This window comes from Pseudomonas sp. Ost2, assembly GCF_018326065.1.
Classification (GTDB): Bacteria; Pseudomonadota; Gammaproteobacteria; order Pseudomonadales; family Pseudomonadaceae; genus Aquipseudomonas; species Aquipseudomonas gingeri.
This window is the reverse complement of sequence record NZ_AP021904.1, coordinates 6194903-6210901: the sequence shown is the minus strand read 5'-3', so window position 1 is coordinate 6210901 and position 15999 is coordinate 6194903. Positions and strand designations below refer to the sequence as shown.

General features: G+C 63.6%; 10 protein-coding genes. 8 read left to right on the top strand and 2 right to left on the bottom strand.

What is annotated here, in order from left to right; genetic code table 11:
* Nucleotides 1-196 precede the first annotated feature (196 nt).
* The 5 genes from KI243_RS27430 (at nt 197) to KI243_RS27410 (ending at nt 10904) form a co-directional block, all read left to right on the top strand.
* Nucleotides 197-2944, top strand: a complete 2748-nt coding sequence (locus KI243_RS27430; protein WP_212810110.1) for a LuxR C-terminal-related transcriptional regulator — start codon at nt 197-199, stop codon at nt 2942-2944.
* A 213-nt stretch (nt 2945-3157) separates the two neighbouring features.
* Entirely contained in the window at nt 3158-4852 is a 1695-nt protein-coding gene (locus KI243_RS27425) for an EAL domain-containing protein (RefSeq protein ID WP_177084140.1), read from the top strand.
* A 73-nt stretch (nt 4853-4925) separates the two neighbouring features.
* The gene (locus KI243_RS27420; RefSeq protein ID WP_212810109.1) at nt 4926-9251 is read left to right on the top strand and encodes a hybrid sensor histidine kinase/response regulator; all 4326 of its coding nucleotides are present in this window, start codon (nt 4926-4928) and stop codon (nt 9249-9251) included.
* A 119-nt stretch (nt 9252-9370) separates the two neighbouring features.
* Nucleotides 9371-10015 (top strand): MBL fold metallo-hydrolase, encoded by a 645-nt coding sequence (locus KI243_RS27415; RefSeq protein ID WP_017123579.1) that lies wholly within the window; start codon nt 9371-9373, stop codon nt 10013-10015.
* Between the two features lie 97 nt (nt 10016-10112).
* A complete protein-coding gene (locus KI243_RS27410) occupies nt 10113-10904 on the top strand; it encodes an OmpA family protein (RefSeq protein ID WP_017123580.1) in 792 nt (263 codons plus the stop codon).
* 80 nt (nt 10905-10984) lie between these two features.
* Here the strand turns inward: KI243_RS27410 and KI243_RS27405 are convergent, their stop codons facing one another.
* Nucleotides 10985-11422: a DUF1043 family protein gene (locus KI243_RS27405; protein WP_042934286.1), complete on the bottom strand. Its 438-nt coding sequence runs from the start codon at nt 11420-11422 to the stop codon at nt 10985-10987.
* Between the two features lie 149 nt (nt 11423-11571).
* Here KI243_RS27405 and KI243_RS27400 point away from each other — a divergent pair, with 149 nt between their 5' ends.
* The 3 genes from KI243_RS27400 (at nt 11572) to zapE (ending at nt 14764) form a co-directional block, all read left to right on the top strand.
* Nucleotides 11572-12201, top strand: coding sequence for an alpha/beta fold hydrolase (locus tag KI243_RS27400; RefSeq protein ID WP_177128427.1), 630 nt, complete (start codon nt 11572-11574; stop codon nt 12199-12201).
* A gap of 25 nt (nt 12202-12226) precedes the next feature.
* The gene (locus KI243_RS27395) at nt 12227-13579 is read left to right on the top strand and encodes a tryptophan--tRNA ligase (protein WP_017123583.1); all 1353 of its coding nucleotides are present in this window, start codon (nt 12227-12229) and stop codon (nt 13577-13579) included.
* 90 nt (nt 13580-13669) lie between these two features.
* Nucleotides 13670-14764 (top strand): cell division protein ZapE, encoded by a 1095-nt coding sequence (zapE, locus tag KI243_RS27390; protein WP_212810108.1) that lies wholly within the window; start codon nt 13670-13672, stop codon nt 14762-14764.
* Nucleotides 14765-14863: 99 nt separating this feature from the next.
* Here the strand turns inward: zapE and KI243_RS27385 are convergent, their stop codons facing one another.
* Entirely contained in the window at nt 14864-15784 is a 921-nt protein-coding gene (locus tag KI243_RS27385; protein ID WP_177084570.1) for a GlxA family transcriptional regulator, read from the bottom strand.
* Between the last annotated feature and the right edge of the window lie 215 nt (nt 15785-15999).

Below are 15999 nucleotides of genomic sequence, written 5' to 3'. Positions count from 1 at the left end.
GGCAGAGGCGCATCCTCTGCTGAAAACGCCCCGACCGGTTCGGGGCGTTTTTTTGTCCGGCGGGAAACTGTGGCGAGATATTTCCGGATAAAGGCATTTCGACACATTTACGATAAAAAGCCTTCAGTGCGGCGACGTTTACCGCTAGTCTGCGCTGATGCGCCCCGCCGATAACAGCGTTCAACAAGAGCCGGCCATGACTGATCTGTCCCGTATGCAAGGTCCCATGGGGCCTGCCATACCTGCACTCGAAGGACGTTTCTACCGACCGCCATTGCCCGAGGGTTATGTGTTGCGGCCGCGCCTGTGCGAGCGCTTGAGTGCCGGGCTGGAAGGTCGTCTGCTGCTGGTCAGTGCCCCGGCCGGTTTTGGCAAGAGTTCGCTGGCGGTGGAGTTTTGCCAGAGCCTGCCCGGGCACTGGCAGAGCCTGTGGCTGGGGCTCAGTTCACGGGACAGTGATCCCGGACGTTTTCTCGAACGCCTGCTCGATGGCCTCCAGCAGTACTTCCCGCACCTTGGCGGCCAGGCACTGGGTCTGTTGAAAATGCGCCAGCGGCACCAGCCGTTTGCCTTCGAAGAGTGGCTGGATGGGCTGCTCGACGAGCTGGCCGTGCATCTGTCGGCCAGCTCGCCGTTGCTGCTGGTGCTGGATGATTATCATCTGGCCCAGGGCCCGGTGCTGGATCGTTGCCTGCAGTTTTTCCTCAATCACCTGCCCGCCGGATTGCTGGTGCTGGTCACCAGCCGGCAACGCCCCGAGTGGCACCTGGCGCGCCTGCGCCTGTCGCGGCAACTGCTCGAGTTGAACGAGCAGGACCTGCGGTTGACCCTCGGCGAATCCATGGCCCTGTTCGACCGCCACAGCAGCTCGTTGCGTGGCGAAGCCCTGCAGACCCTGATCGAGCGCAGCGAAGGCTGGGTCGCCGGGTTGCGTTTCTGGTTGCTGGCGGCGGCGCAGGCCACTGACGACAACACCTTGCCCCAGGTCCTGCACGGCGGTGAAGGGCTGATTCGCGACTATCTGCTGGAAGAGGTGATCGACTTCCTGCCGGCGCATGTCCAGGCGTTCCTCTACGACACCGCCCCCCAGGAGCGGTTTTGCAGCGAGCTGTGCGACGCCATCCGCGAATCCCACGACAGTGCGCAGATCCTCGACTACCTGCAATCCCATCAGGTGTTCCTGGTGCCGCTGGACGAGCACGGCCGCTGGTTTCGCTATCACCACCTGTTTTCCGACCTGCTGCGCACCCGTCCCGCGACCAATACCCTGGTCCCTACCGCCAGCCTGCATTTGCGCGCCTGCCGCTGGTTCAGTGCCCAGGGCCTGCTGGATGAAGCGGTGGAGCAGGCGTTGCGCGCCGGTCACCTGGATGTGGCGGCCAACCTGGTGCAGAACCTGTCCGAAGAACAACTGCTGGCCGAGCAGAATGTCGGCATGCTGCTGCGCTGGAAGATGGACCTGCCCGACAGCCTGCTGATCAGCTCGCCACGCTTGATCGTCCTGTATGCCTGGGCGTTGGGCCTGGCCTGCCAGTTGGATGCGGCGCAGGAACTGGCCAGTCACCTGAGCAACTTCCTGCCGGCGCCCTCGGCCACGGCGCAGAAATCCATGCTGGCCCAGTGGCTGGCCTTGAGCGGCATCATTGCCCGGGGGCGCGGCGACCGTGAACTGACCCTGGCCTATTGCGGCGAAGCCTTGCTCAGCCTGCCCCACAAGCGCTACGGCCAGCGTCTGGTATGCCTGTCGACATTGTCCAACCTGGCGATTGCCGAGGGTGACCTGTGGCGTGCACGGGCGCTGAACCGTGAGTCGCTGGAGCTGGCCCAGCGGGTCGGCAACCCGCTGTTCGAGGCGTTGGCCCATTACGATCGGGCACGGGTGCTGCAGGCGCGCGGCGAAGTGCTGCGGGCGCTGGATGAAGTCCGCCAGGGCTTGCAGCGCCTGGAGGGCCTGCCCGCGCAACGCCTGTATGCGGCGCGGGCACGTCTGACCTTGTACGAAGGTTATCTGCTGAACCTGCGCCTGCAACCTGAAGCCGGGCGCCAGCGCCTGCTGGCCGGGTTGCATGAAGCGCGGGCCTGCCGCGATATCAGTGTCCTGGTGGGGCACTGTGTGATCGCCAACCAGGAGGGCCGTAACGGCGAGTTCGCCAAGGCCTTTGCCGAGCTCGCCGAAGCCGAACGGCTGATGCATATCTGGGATGTCCCGCCGATCTATTACCTGGCGATGATCACCCTGGTGAAATGCGAGCTGTGGCTGGCACAGGGGCGGGTCGACCTGGCCGAAGCCTGGCTCGGGCGACTGGGGCAGACCTACAACGGCGAGCAGGCGGCCGCCGCCCCCGAGTTCCATCCGCAACTGCCGGCACATATCGAGTTGCAACAGGCACAGCTCGAGGCGCTCCAGGGCAAGCCCGAGGCGGCCCGGCAACGCTTGCTCAAACTGGTGGAGCAGGGCCAGGCCAGCGGCGGGCAACTGCTGAGCATGCTGGCCTGGAACCAGCTGGTGATGCTGGAGTTGGCCGGGTCAAGGGAGGCTCGGGCCCGTTCGCTGTTTGCCCGTGCCGTGGAAGCGACCACCGGTGGCGCCCTGCTGCCGTTCCAGGCCTTGGCCACGGCCCATCCGGACTGGATGCGCGAGCAACTGTTGCTGGGGCCCGATACGCCCCTGCGCCAGAGCCTGCTGGAACTGCTGCCGGCGCAAACCGTGCGCGAGCCGGTGGAAAGCCTGCCGCACAGTGAGCATCTGAGTACCCGCGAACTGGCCGTCCTGCACTTGATTGCCCAGGGTTGCTCGAACCAGGAAATCAGCGACCAGCTGTTTATTTCCCTGCACACCGTGAAAACCCACGCCAGCCATATCAACAGCAAGCTGGGGGTGGAGCGCCGTACCCAGGCCGTGGCGCGGGCGCAGGAGCTGGGGCTGCTGGGCGAGCCGCGCTGACAGTCTGCGTGACACCTGCGGTCCGGCTGGCAGACGGGTGAAGAATCCCTCCGGCAGGGGTGGCTATATGCCTTGTCTGCGCTATAACCAATACACGCCTGAGCTTTCTTGCTGTGCCTTGAGTACGCGGCATGTCCTGTGTCGGCTTGAGGGTAGGGGGCCTATCAGTGCTCTTTGGTCGCGAATCACAAGGGAATTGCCTGGGAGCAAGGAATGCGCGAGATCACCTTCAGCCCCGCTCCGGTCGTCTTGATCGTCGATGACCAGAAGACGGATGCGCTCATTCTCAGCGAGTCGGTGCGGGACCTGGCGCAGGTGTATGTTGCTACGAGCGGCGAAGAAGCCTTGCGCGTGGCCCGTCAGTGTCGCCCGGATGTGGTCCTGCTCGATATCGAGATGCCCGGCATGAACGGCTTCGAGGTCTGCAAGGAACTCAAGGCCGACCCCAAGCTGTCCGACGCCGCGGTGATTTTCGTCACCTCCCATGCCCAGGCCGACTATGAGCTCCAGGCCCTGGGCTACGGGGGGATCGACTTTATCCAGAAACCCCTGAACCTGCCGGTGGCCAGGGCCCATATCAATGCCCATATCACCCTGCGCAACGAAGCCAAGCGCCTGGCCAATCATGACGCCCTGACCGGCCTGCCCAACCGCATGCTGCTGCAGGACCGGGCCGAGCAGGCCCTGAAAATGGCCCGGCGCAATCATGGGCGGCTGGCGATGCTGTTGCTGGACCTGGACAACTTCAAGGCCATCAACGACTCCATGGGGCACTCGGTCGGCGACCAGATGCTCAAGTATGTCGCCACGCGCCTGTCGATGATCCTGCGCGGCATGGATACGCTGAGCCGGCAGGGCGGCGACGAGTTCATCATCCTGCTGTCGGAGGTGGACGGTTTCGAGGCCGTGGGCGATTTCGCCGAACAGGTGCTGACCACCATCTCCAGCCCGTTTTCGCTGCAGGGCAATCGCTATGACCTGAGCGCGAGCATCGGCATCGGGGTCTTCCCGGAGGACAGCGACGACCTGGAGTCACTGTACCGTCACGCCGATGCCGCGATGTACCAGGCCAAGCAGGCCGGGCGTAACTGCTACCAGTTCTTTTCCCCGGCCATCGAAAGTGGCATGCGCGCCCGGCACCTGCTTGAGCGGCATATGCGCGAGGCCATCGAAGACGGGGTGTTCGAGGTCTTCTACCAGGCCAAGGTCGATGCCCGCGAGCACCGCGTGGTCGGCATGGAGGCGCTGATCCGCTGGCACGACGGCAATGGCAACCTGGTGCCGCCGGCGGACTTCATTCCCCTGGCCGAGGAAACCGGGCTGATCATTCCCATCGGCAAGTACGTGCTGCTCCAGGCCTGCAAGGACACCCGCAAACTCCACGAACTGGGCCACCCGATCTGCGTCAGTGTGAACATCAGCGTTGTGCAGTTTCGCGAAGAGTCGTTCCTCGGCATGGTCAAGGGCATCCTGCTCGACTCCGGCCTGGCGCCGCAGTGGCTGGAACTGGAGATCACCGAGGGGGTGCTGGCCCGGGATATCGACAACGCCCGCGAAACCCTGGTGGCACTCAAGGCCCTGGGTGTGCACGTGGCGATCGACGATTTCGGCACGGGTTATTCGAGCCTGGCCTATCTCAAGCGCTTTCCCATCGATGTCCTGAAGATCGACCAGAGCTTTGTGCGCGACATGCTCACCGACAAGAGCGACCTGGCCATCGTCGAGGCGATCATCAAGCTGGGGCAGGCCCTTGGCCTGGAACTCGTCGCCGAAGGCGTGGAGACCCGGGAGCAGGCTGACCTGCTGCTGGAACACGGTTGCCGGATCATGCAGGGCTATCTCTACTGCCGGCCGGTCCCGTTTGCCCGGATCTGCGACGTGTTGTCCGCCTGGCCGCAAACGCCATGAGCGTACGGGCCGCGATTGTCGATCAGCGATATCCCGGCCTTCGGGATAACCGTAGTCACCAAGGGAGCCTGCGTTGAAACGAGCCAGCCTGTATGCCCTGAATGGACGTGTCGTGTTGCTCCTGGCCCTCGGGCTGGTGGCGACTATCGTGGGCTGCCTGATCCTGCAGCACAGTAACGAGCAGCGCACCCGCGAGGCCCTCGGTGCCGCCGCCGAAAGCGCGGTGCAGTCGGTGGCCAGCCGGCTGCAGTTGTACCAGTACGGCCTGCGCGGCACCCGCGGCGCGGTTGTCACCGCCGGCGAGGACGGCATTACCCGCGAGACGTTCCATCGCTACAGCCTGATGCGCGACGTGCCGCGGGAGTTTCCCGGTGCCCGCGGATTCGGTTTTATCCGCCTGGTGCGGGTGCAGGACCTCGATGAATTCCTGCGACGCGCCCGTGCCGACGGCGCCCCGGATTTCAGCATTCGTCAGTTCGCGCCACACGAGGGCGACCTGTATGTCATCCAGTACCTGGAACCCGGCAGCGGGCAGGCACCGGCGTTCGGCCTGGATATCGCCTCGCAGCCTGACCGGGCCGAGGCGGCGCGGATGGCCGCGCGGACCGGGGAGGTGCGCCTCACCTCGCCGATCACCCTGGTACAGGCAGTGGGCAAGCCACAACAATCCTTCCTGATCCTGCTGCCGATCTATAAAAGTGGTGTCGTGCCGCAAAACGAGGCCGAGAGGGCGGCCGCGCTTGTCGGCTGGAGCTATGCGCCGTTGCTGATCGAGAGCGTCCTGGCCGGTCTGATCCCGGAAAGCGAGGCGGTGAACCTGCGGCTCAGGGACATCACCGGGCCAGGGCCGGCGGTGCAGTTCTACCAGACGCTTCACGAGGCGGACGTGCAGCCGACCGGGCTGCTTACCCACACCGTGGAGCGGGAGGTCTATGGGCGGCGCTGGCAGATCGAACTGGAGGCCCTGCCTCTGTTCGTGCAGCGCCTGCATCTGCTATCGCCGACGATGGTGTTTGCCCTCGGCGTGCTGGCAACCCTGCTGGTGGCGGCGCTGGCCGCCATTGCCGGGGTCAGTTCCCAGCGCCGCCTGCAGGTGATCGCCGAACAGGGGCGCCTGGCCTCGATCGTCGAGAGTTCGGCCGACGCGATCATCGGTACGACCCTGCAGGGCGTGGTGACCAGCTGGAACCGCGGTGCGCAGACGCTGTTGGGGTATACCGCCGCGGAGGCGGTGGGGCGGCCGCTGGTGGAACTGATCGTACCGTCCGAACTGGCTTCGGAAGAGGTCGAGATCCTGGCGCGTATCGCCCGGGGCGAGACGATCACCAACTTCGATACCCTGCGGCGCTGCAAGGACGATCGTCGCGTCAATGTCTCGGTGAATGTTTCGCCTATCTGCGATGCCGCTGGCCGGGTGAGCGGTGTCTCGAAGATCCTGCGCGATATCACCGCGCAGAAGGCCGCCGAGGCGCGGATTCTCGAACTCAACTCCAGCCTGGAAGAGCAGGTGGCGACGCGGACCGCGGAGTTGCGGCGGATCAACCTGCTGTTCAGCAGCGTGCTGCGTTCGGCCTCCGAGGTGTCGATCATCGCCACCGACCTGGACGGAGTGATCAGTGTATTCAACGAAGGTGCCGAGCACATGCTCGGCTATCGCGCCGAGGAAGTGCTGGGCAAGACCACCCCGGCGATTCTTCACGTGGCCCAGGAAGTGATCGACCGTGGGGCCGAGCTCAGTGTGGAGTATGCGCAGGTCATCGAAGGTTTCAGGGTCTTTGCCCACAAGCCGGAATTCGAACACTCGGAAACCCGCGAGTGGACCTATGTGCGCAAGGATGGCTCCCATGTCCCGGTGACCCTGGTGGTGACTTCCCTGCGCGACGACGAGGGGCAACTGACCGGCTACCTGGGCATCGCTGTCGATATCACCCAGCGCAAGGCGGCCGAGCACCAGTTGGAACTGAGCCTGCAGGCGACCCGGGTGATTCGCGACCAGTTGCTGATGGCCGCCGATGTCGCCGAACTGGGTATCTGGACCTGGACGCTGGCGGACAACACGCTGCAGTGGAACGACCGCATGTTCGAGTTCTACAGCCAGCCGACGAGCTTGCGTGACAACGGGCTGAACTATGCCCACTGGTACGAGCGGGTCCATCCGGCGGACGTCGAGGCCGTGGCCGCGCAGTTGGCGGCGGCGGTGGCCGGGGAACGGGTCTATGACCCGATCTTCCGGCTGCAGGGGCCTGACGGTCGCATACGCTTTATCCAGGCCGGTGCGCAGATCGAGCGTGATGAACAGGGGCGGGCGTTGCGGGTCACTGGTATCAACCGGGATATCACCACCCAGCGCGAGCTGGAGTCGCACCTGCTGCGGGCCAAGGACCGGGCCGACAGCGCCAGTGCGGCCAAGTCGTTCTTCCTGGCGAATATGAGCCATGAGATCCGCACACCGATGAACGCGGTGCTGGGGATGCTGCAACTGGTGCAGCACACTGACCTCAATGCCCGTCAGCGTGACTACGTGGTCAAGGCCCAGACGGCGGCCAAGTCATTGCTGGGCCTGCTCAACGATATCCTCGACTACTCGAAGATCGAGGCCGGCAAACTGCGCCTGGATCCGCATCATTTCGAACTCGAACCGCTGATGCGCGACCTGGCGGTGGTCTTGGCGGGCAACCAGGGCAGCAAGGAGGTCGAGGTCATGTTCGACCTCGATTCCGACCTGCCCGGCAGTCTGGTGGGCGACAGCCTGCGCCTGCAACAAGTGTTGATCAACCTGGCGGGCAATGCCCTGAAGTTCACCCAGCAGGGGCAGGTGGTGGTCAGTGTCCGGCAACTGAAACGGTTCGAGGACATGGTGAAGTTGCGGATCGAAGTGTGCGATACCGGCATCGGGATCAGCACCGAGCAGCTGCAGCGCATCTTCGACGGTTTCACCCAGGCCGAAGCCTCGACCACCCGCCGGTTCGGCGGCACCGGGCTGGGCCTGGTGATCTGCAAGCGGCTGGTAGGCCTGATGGGCGGCGAGTTGCAGGTCGAGAGTGAAGTGGGCGTCGGCAGCCGGTTCTGGTTCGATATCAGCCTGGAGGTGGCCCGTGAGGAACCGCTGCGGTTGTCGTGCCCCGGTGTCGATTCGGCGATGCGCCTGCTGGTGGCCGACGACAACTCGATGGCCTGTGAACTGTTGCTGCGTACCGTGCGCTCCCTGGGCTGGACGGCGGACACGGTGAGTGGCGGCACACTGGCGGTCGAAGGCGTGCGCAAGGCGCAACTGCGCGGCGAACCCTACGACGTGGTGCTGATGGACTGGCGCATGCCGGACATGGACGGCCTCAGCGCCGCCCGGCTGATCAGTCTGCAGGAGCAGGCCGTGCCGCCGCCGATGGTGATCATGATCACCGCCTATGGGCGTGAAGTCCTGGCGGATGTGCACCATGAGGGCGATGCCCCCTTCGTGGGCTTCCTCACCAAGCCGGTGACGCCCCGGCAGTTGGCCGATGCGGTCCAGCGTGCCTTCAGCGTGAGTGAACCGCCTGTGCAGGACTTGCCGGTAGCCCGCTCCCGGCGCCTGGCCGACATGCGCCTGCTGGTGGTGGAGGACAACGCCCTCAATCGCCAGGTCGCCGATGAGCTGCTGAGAGGCGAGGGGGCCCAGGTCAGCCTGGCGGAAGGCGGGCTGGAGGGGGTGAGCATGGTCCTCTCGGCCTCGACGCCGTTCGATGCGGTGCTGATGGATATCCAGATGCCGGATATCGATGGCATGGAGGCCACGCGACACATCCGCCGGCACCCGCAGTTCGCCCTGTTGCCGATCCTGGCGATGACCGCCAACGCGTCCAACAGCGACCGCGAAGCCTGCCTGGCGGCGGGGATGAACGACCATGTGAGCAAGCCTATCGATCTGGAAGAACTGGTGCTGGCCTTGCGCATCCAGACCGGACGCGAAGCGCCCCGGCCGCTGACGATGAGCGAGGCGCCGGAGGCTTCGACGGAGACGGTGATCGAACCGCGTCAGTCGATCATGAGCCGCTTCGGCGGCAACTTCGAGCTGATCTGCACCGTGTTGTACAGCTTTGGCACGGAGCTGGAAAAACAGTTGGCGTTGCTCCCCGCTCATCTGCAGGACCGTGACGGGCCGGCGGTGGCAGCCGTGTTGCACGCGATCAAGGGCAGTTCCGGGACCATGGGGGCCCAGGCGCTGTCGGTGCGTGCCGGTGCCCTGGAGCGCGAGCTGTTGTATGGCGATGCGGCTGCCGTTGCCCGGGTGCTGGGCGATCCGCAATGGCTGCCCGAACTCAAGGAACTGCTGACGCGCAGTGTCGAGCAGTTGCAGGCGGCATTTGGCGCGGGAGGGCGTGGCGACGCGTCCCGGGACGTGGCGGCCGGGCCGTTTTCTTGATGGGGCCGGGAGCGGCCCTTATACTTTTCGCGATGCGGCCCTTGTCGGTCCGGATGCTTCGGCGCCTGGACCGCTCAGGGGTTTTTTATTGCCTGACCCGCTTATTGCAGGAACTCCTCATGGACCTCGCAAAACCCGCGCTGATCCGCGAAACCTTCCCTGTCGGCCCGTTGCAATGCAACTGCACGATCATCGGCGACCCGATCACGAAAAAGGCCATCGTCGTCGATCCGGGGGGCAATCACGAATTGATCCTGGCCCGGCTCGAGGCCCTGGGCCTGAAGGTCGTCAGCATCATCCACACCCATGCGCACCTGGATCATTTCCTGGCCTCCGGACAACTGAAGGAGAAGACCGGCGCCACCCTGCACCTGCACAAGGACGACCAGTTCCTCTGGGACAACCTGGAGATGCAATGCAGCCTGTTCGGCGTGCCCTACACGCCGGTGCCGTCGCCGGACCGATGGCTGGCCGATGACGAGGAACTGGCCTGTGGCTGTGGCGTGGCCCTGCATACGCCGGGACATACGCCCGGTTCCATGAGCTTCTGGTTTTCCGAGGCTAGACTGTTGATTGCCGGCGACACCCTGTTCCGTCGTGGTGTCGGGCGCACGGACCTGTGGGGTGGTGACCAGGCGACCATCGTGCGTTCGATCAAGCAGCGCCTGTATACGCTGGACGAGGAGGCGACGGTGGTGACCGGACATGGTCCCGATACCCGGTTGGGTGACGAGATGCGTGAAAATCCGTTTGTTCGCGCCTGACAGGTTTCATGGAATTTTTACCGTCTGTCGTGTTCCAACGCCAGCAACGGTCTATCGCCAACGGCCTTTGCACCCCAAATGAGTAGGAGCTAGATCCATGTTCACCTCGCGTCGTTTGATTATCGTCGCTACCGCCGTTGCCATGCTGTCCGGCTGTGCATCGCAAAACCCGTATGACAACCAGGGACAGGCGGAGCAAGGCTCCTCGGGTATGAGTAAAACTGCCAAGTACGGCGGGCTTGGAGCCTTGGCCGGTGCCGTCGCGGGCGCCGCCATCGATCACAACAACCGTGGCAAGGGTGCGCTGATCGGGGCCCTGGTCGGTGGCGCGGGTGCCGCCGGCTATGGCTACTACGCCGACAAGCAGGAAGCCAAGCTGCGTGCGAGCATGGCCAACACCGGCGTGCAGGTGCAGCGCCAGGGCGATCAGATCAAGCTGATCATGCCTGGCAACATCACGTTCGCGACCAACTCCGATGCGATCGCCAGCAGCTTCTATCAGCCGTTGAACAACCTGGCCAACTCCCTCAAGGAGTTCAACCAGAACCAGATCGAGATCGTCGGCTACACCGACAGCACCGGCAGCCGCCAGCTGAACATGGACCTGTCCCAGCGCCGCGCCCAGAGCGTTGCCAACTACCTGACCTCCCAGGGCGTGAGCGGGGCCAACCTGTCGGCCCGTGGTGCCGGTCCGGATAATCCGGTTGCGAGCAACGCCGATGTCAACGGCCGCGCGCAGAACCGCCGCGTGGAAGTCAACCTGCGGGCCATTCCTGGCCAGAATTACGGCCAGCAAGGTCAGCAGCCACAAGGTCAGTATCAGCAACAGGGCCAGCCGCAGTACCAGCAGGGTCAGCAGTACGGCCAGCCGGTCCAGCAGTACCCATGACACCTGACTGAATTCAGGGTGTAAAAAAAGCCCGCCCGATCAATGATCGGGCGGGCTTTTTTGTGGCGCTTGAAGCCGGGTTACTTCTTCAGGCCGTAATGCTCGTCGAGCATGCCGGGGGCGTTCGGCGCTTTCGGGGCATAGTCGCGCGGCGGTTCCTGGTTGCCGCGAGGCGGTGTCAGGCGTTCCCGTGGTGTCTGTGCAGCATCGGCGTGCAGGGCGGCGAGCAGGCGTTGGCGAGTCTGCTCGTCCAGGGCCAGGCGGTTGGCACCCTCGGCGAGGTGGTCTTGCACTTCCTGGTAGCTCTGGGTGAGTTTCTTGACCAGTGCCGCGGTGCTGTTGAAGTGGGTGACCACCTCGTTCTGGTAACTGTCGAAACGTTCCTGGATATCGTCCAGCTGACGCTGTGTGCTGCTGGGCGCAGCACTCGGCACCAGACGGGCGACCAGGAAACCAATGGCGACACCGGCAACCAGGGCAAGAGTCGGCAACAACCAAACTAAGAGCGAGTGTTCCACGAGTCCTTCCTCTATAAACGGCTTTGCTTTACGTTAACGGCTCGGACCTGCGCTGTATACCGCGATCTTAAGGTCGCAATGATGTCAGGCAGAGACTTTTAGCTAGACGAGTCGACCCCTTGAGAGGTCACGGAGTTCATTCCTTGCTTATGCGCGAAACCCCTTTGTTCATCGATGGCCCGGTCGGCCAACTGGAAGCCTTGTACCTGGATACCCCCGAGCCCCGCGGGCTGGCGCTGATCTGCCACCCCAACCCGGTGCAGGGCGGGACCATGCTCAATAAAGTCGTTTCGACCCTGCAGCGCACCGCCCGCGATGCCGGATTGATCACCCTGCGTTTCAACTATCGGGGTGTCGGCGCCAGTGCCGGGAGCCATGACATGGGCACCGGTGAAGTCGATGATGCCGAAGCCGTCGCGCAATGGTTGCTGGAGAAACACCCGGAACTGCCGCTGACGCTGTTCGGGTTCTCCTTCGGCGGCTTTGTCGCGGCCACCCTCGGCGGCCGCCTGGAAGCCCGTGGTCAGACGCTCAAGCACCTGTTCCTGGTGGCTGCCGCGGTGATGCGCCTGCGTGCCGTGGACCGCTTGCCGGAAGGCTGCCCGCTGACCCTGATCCAGCCGGAAACCGACGAAGTGATCGATCCACAACTGGTCTACGACTGGTCCGATGCCCTTGAGCGTCCCCATGAGCTGCTGAAAGTGGCAGAATGCGGACACTTTTTTCATGGCAAGTTGACCGATCTGAAGGATCTGATCCTGCCGCGCCTCCTGAATTGACAGCAGTCTGACTAAGCGATTACCCATGACGACTCGTACACGTATCCTCACCGGCATCACCACCACGGGCACCCCGCACCTGGGCAACTACGCTGGCGCCATCCGCCCGGCGATCCTTGCCAGCCGTGACAGCAATGCCGATTCCTTCTACTTCCTGGCCGACTATCACGCGCTGATCAAGTGCGATGACCCGTTGCGCATCCAGCGCTCGCGCCTGGAAATCGCCGCGACCTGGCTGGCCGGTGGCCTGGATGTGGAGCGCGTGACTTTCTATCGTCAGTCGGACATCCCGGAAATCCCCGAGCTGACCTGGTTGCTCACCTGTGTCGCGGCCAAGGGCCTGCTCAACCGTGCCCACGCCTACAAGGCCTCGGTGGACAAGAACGTCGAGTCGGGTGAAGACCCGGACGCCGGCATCACCATGGGTCTCTACAGCTACCCGGTGCTGATGGCGGCGGACATCCTGATGTTCAACGCGCACAAGGTGCCGGTCGGCCGCGACCAGATCCAGCACGTGGAAATGGCCCGGGATATCGGCCAGCGCTTCAACCACCTGTTCGGCCAGGGCAAGGAGTTCTTTGCCATGCCCGAAGCGCTGATCGAAGAAAGCGTCGCCACGCTGCCGGGCCTCGACGGCCGGAAAATGTCCAAGAGCTATGACAACACCATCCCGTTGTTCACCAGCGCCAAGGACATGAAGGACGCGATCTCGCGGATCGTCACCGACTCCCGCGCGCCGGGCGAAGCCAAGGACCCGGACAACTCGCACCTGTTCACCCTGTTCCAGGCGTTCTCCACCGCCGCGCAAGCCGACGAGTTCCGCCATGAGCTGCTGGGCGGCCTGGGTTGGGGCGAGGCGAAGAACCGCCTGTTCCAGTTGCTCGACGGCGAGTTGAGCGAGAAGCGCGAGCGTTACCACGAACTGATTTCCCGCCCATCGGACCTGGAAGACATCCTCCAGGCCGGCGCGAAGAAAGCCCGTAGTGTTGCCACGCCGTTCCTCGCCCAGTTGCGCGAGGCGGTCGGCCTGCGGTCCTTCGTCAACCAGGTGCAGGTCGCCGAGACCGGCAAGAAGAAAGCCGCCAAGGCCGCGCGTTTTGTCAGCTTCCGGGAAGACGACAGTTTCCGTTTCCGTCTGCTGGCGGCCGATGGCGAGCAGTTGTTGCTGTCGTGCAACTTTGCCGACGGCAAGACGGCGGGTGGGGTGACCAAGCAATTGCAATCGGGCCAGGCACTGGATATCCGCACCGAGGCCAATAGCTTCAGCGTGTGGCTGGAAGGCGAGTGCGTGGCGGACAGCCCGATCTTCGCCGACGAAGCGGCCCGTGATGCGGCCATCGAGGCTTTGCGGGTTGCCCTGACCCCGGTTCAGGACTAATCGAACGTCGGCCCGACCAAGGGCCGATTGCCATTCCCACGGGCCGTCGCTAAAGTGACCGCCCGTTTTTGTTACCTTGCTAACGAAATTATGACGCCCCTAGAACGATATCAAGCTGATCTGAAACGCCCCGAGTTCTTTCACGACGCGGCCCAGGAAACGGCAGTGCGCCATTTGCAGCGCCTGTACGACGATCTGGTCACGGCTTCGCAGAACAAGCCGGGCCTGCTCGGCAAACTGTTCGGCAAGAAAGACCAGGCACCGGTCAAGGGCCTGTATTTCTGGGGCGGCGTCGGCCGTGGCAAGACCTACCTGGTCGATACCTTCTTCGAAGCGTTGCCGTTCAAGGAAAAGACCCGCACGCACTTCCACCGCTTCATGAAGCGGGTGCACGAGGAAATGAAGACCCTGCACGGTGAGAAAAACCCGCTGACGCTCATCGCCAAGCGTTTTGCCGCCGAGACCCGGGTCATCTGTTTCGACGAGTTCTTCGTCTCCGATATCACCGATGCGATGATTCTCGGCACCTTGATGGAAGAGTTGTTCAAGAACGGCGTGACCCTGGTGGCGACCTCGAACATCGTGCCGGACGGCCTGTACAAGGACGGCCTGCAGCGCGCGCGTTTCCTCCCGGCGATTGCGCTGATCAAGCAGAACACCGAGATCGTCAACGTCGACAGTGGCGTCGACTATCGCCTGCGTCATCTGGAGCAGGCCGAACTGTTCCACTTCCCGCTCAACGAAGCCGCTCACGAGAGCCTGCGTAAAAGCTTCCGTGCCTTGACGCCGGAGTGCACCCAGGCGGTCGAGAACGATGTGCTGATGATCGAGAATCGCGAGATCCGGGCGATCCGTACCTGTGACGATGTGGCCTGGTTCGACTTCCGCGAGCTGTGCGACGGCCCGCGCAGCCAGAACGACTACATCGAGCTGGGCAAGATCTTCCATGCCGTGTTGCTCAGCGGTGTCGAGCAGATGAGCGTCACCACCGACGATATCGCCCGGCGCTTTATCAACATGGTCGACGAGTTCTACGACCGCAACGTCAAGCTGATCATCTCCGCGGAAGTCGAGCTCAAGGACCTGTACACCGGTGGTCGCCTGAACTTCGAATTCCAGCGGACCCTCAGCCGCCTGCTGGAAATGCAGTCCCACGAGTTCCTCTCGCGGGCGCACAAGCCGTAAGACCGTGTTCGTGGCGCCTGCCGGCGCCACGTCTGAGCAGAACCTTCCTGTTCCCGACGAAACCACGGGACGCCGTTGCCCTCGGGCCGGCGTCCGGCTTCAGGCTGCCTGCTGGAACTGTTGCCGGTACTGGTTCGGTGACAGCTCCGTGTGCTGGCGGAACAGCCGGGCAAAGAAGCTGGCGTCGTCGTAGCCGACTTCGTAGCTGATGGTCTTGATGCTCTTGCGGGTGCCGGATAGCAGGCCCTTGGCCGTCTCGATGCGCAAGCGCTGCAGATAGTGCAATGGCTTGTCACCGGTAGCGGTCTGGAAGCGGCGCATGAAGTTGCGGATGCTCATGCCGTGTTCGCGGGCGACATCCTCGAAGCGGAACTTGTCGGCGAAGTGCTCCTCCAGCCATTGCTGGATCTGCAGGATGATCACGTCCTGGTGCAGCTTCTGGCCGCCGAAGCCGATGCGTCCCGGCGCGTAGCTGCGCTGCACTTCATAAAGGATGTCGCGGGCCACGGCCTGGGCGACGTTGGCCCCGCAGAAGCGCTCGATCAGGTAGATGTAGAGATCGCAGGCCGAGGTGGTGCCGCCGGCGCAGTACAGGTTGTCGGCGTCGGTCAGGTGCTTGTCCTGGTTCAGGTAGACGTTGGGAAAACGTTCGCTGAAGGCGTTGAAGAACCGCCAGTAGGTGGTGGCTTCCTTGCCGTCGAGCAGGCCGGCTTCGGCGAGCCAGAAGACACCGGTGGCTTCGCCGCAGAGCACGGCGCCGCGGGCGTGTTGCTCACGTAGCCAGGGCAGGACCTGCGGGTAGCGCTGGCAGAGTGTGTCGAAGTCGTCCCAGAAGGCCGGCAGAACGATCACATCGGCGTTTTCCAGGCCGCCGTCCACGGGCAGGATGACGTCGCTGAAGCTGCGCACGGACTGGCCGTCGGGGCTGACCAGGCGTGTCTCGAAGACCGGGGTGAGGCCCTGGCCCAGCTGCTTGCCGTAGCGCAGGCTGGCGAGATGGAAAAAATCCTTGGCCTGCATGAGGGTCGAGGCGAATACCCGATCGATAGCCAGGATGCTGACGCGCCGCAAGGGCGTCGAGAGTGGATTAGCCATAATTCCATTATTCTTATTAGTGGAAAGTTCTTATAGGGGAAAGTGGTCAACAGACGGCTGGATCGTCTTATTTTTTGTCGTATGTGTCCAGTGGTTCAAGGTAAAACACTGGCATAGGCTCAACGGGCCAATCCCGGCTT

Coding starts and splice junctions, on each gene's coding strand:
- KI243_RS27430 (WP_212810110.1), top strand. CDS start 197: ATGACTGATCTGTCCCGTATGCAAGGTCCCATGGGGCCTGCCATACCT.
- KI243_RS27425 (WP_177084140.1), top strand. CDS start 3,158: ATGCGCGAGATCACCTTCAGCCCCGCTCCGGTCGTCTTGATCGTCGAT.
- KI243_RS27415 (WP_017123579.1), top strand. CDS start 9,371: ATGGACCTCGCAAAACCCGCGCTGATCCGCGAAACCTTCCCTGTCGGC.
- KI243_RS27410 (WP_017123580.1), top strand. CDS start 10,113: ATGTTCACCTCGCGTCGTTTGATTATCGTCGCTACCGCCGTTGCCATG.
- KI243_RS27400 (WP_177128427.1), top strand. CDS start 11,572: ATGCGCGAAACCCCTTTGTTCATCGATGGCCCGGTCGGCCAACTGGAA.
- KI243_RS27395 (WP_017123583.1), top strand. CDS start 12,227: ATGACGACTCGTACACGTATCCTCACCGGCATCACCACCACGGGCACC.
- zapE (WP_212810108.1), top strand. CDS start 13,670: ATGACGCCCCTAGAACGATATCAAGCTGATCTGAAACGCCCCGAGTTC.
- KI243_RS27385 (WP_177084570.1), bottom strand. CDS start 15,784: ATGCAGGCCAAGGATTTTTTCCATCTCGCCAGCCTGCGCTACGGCAAG.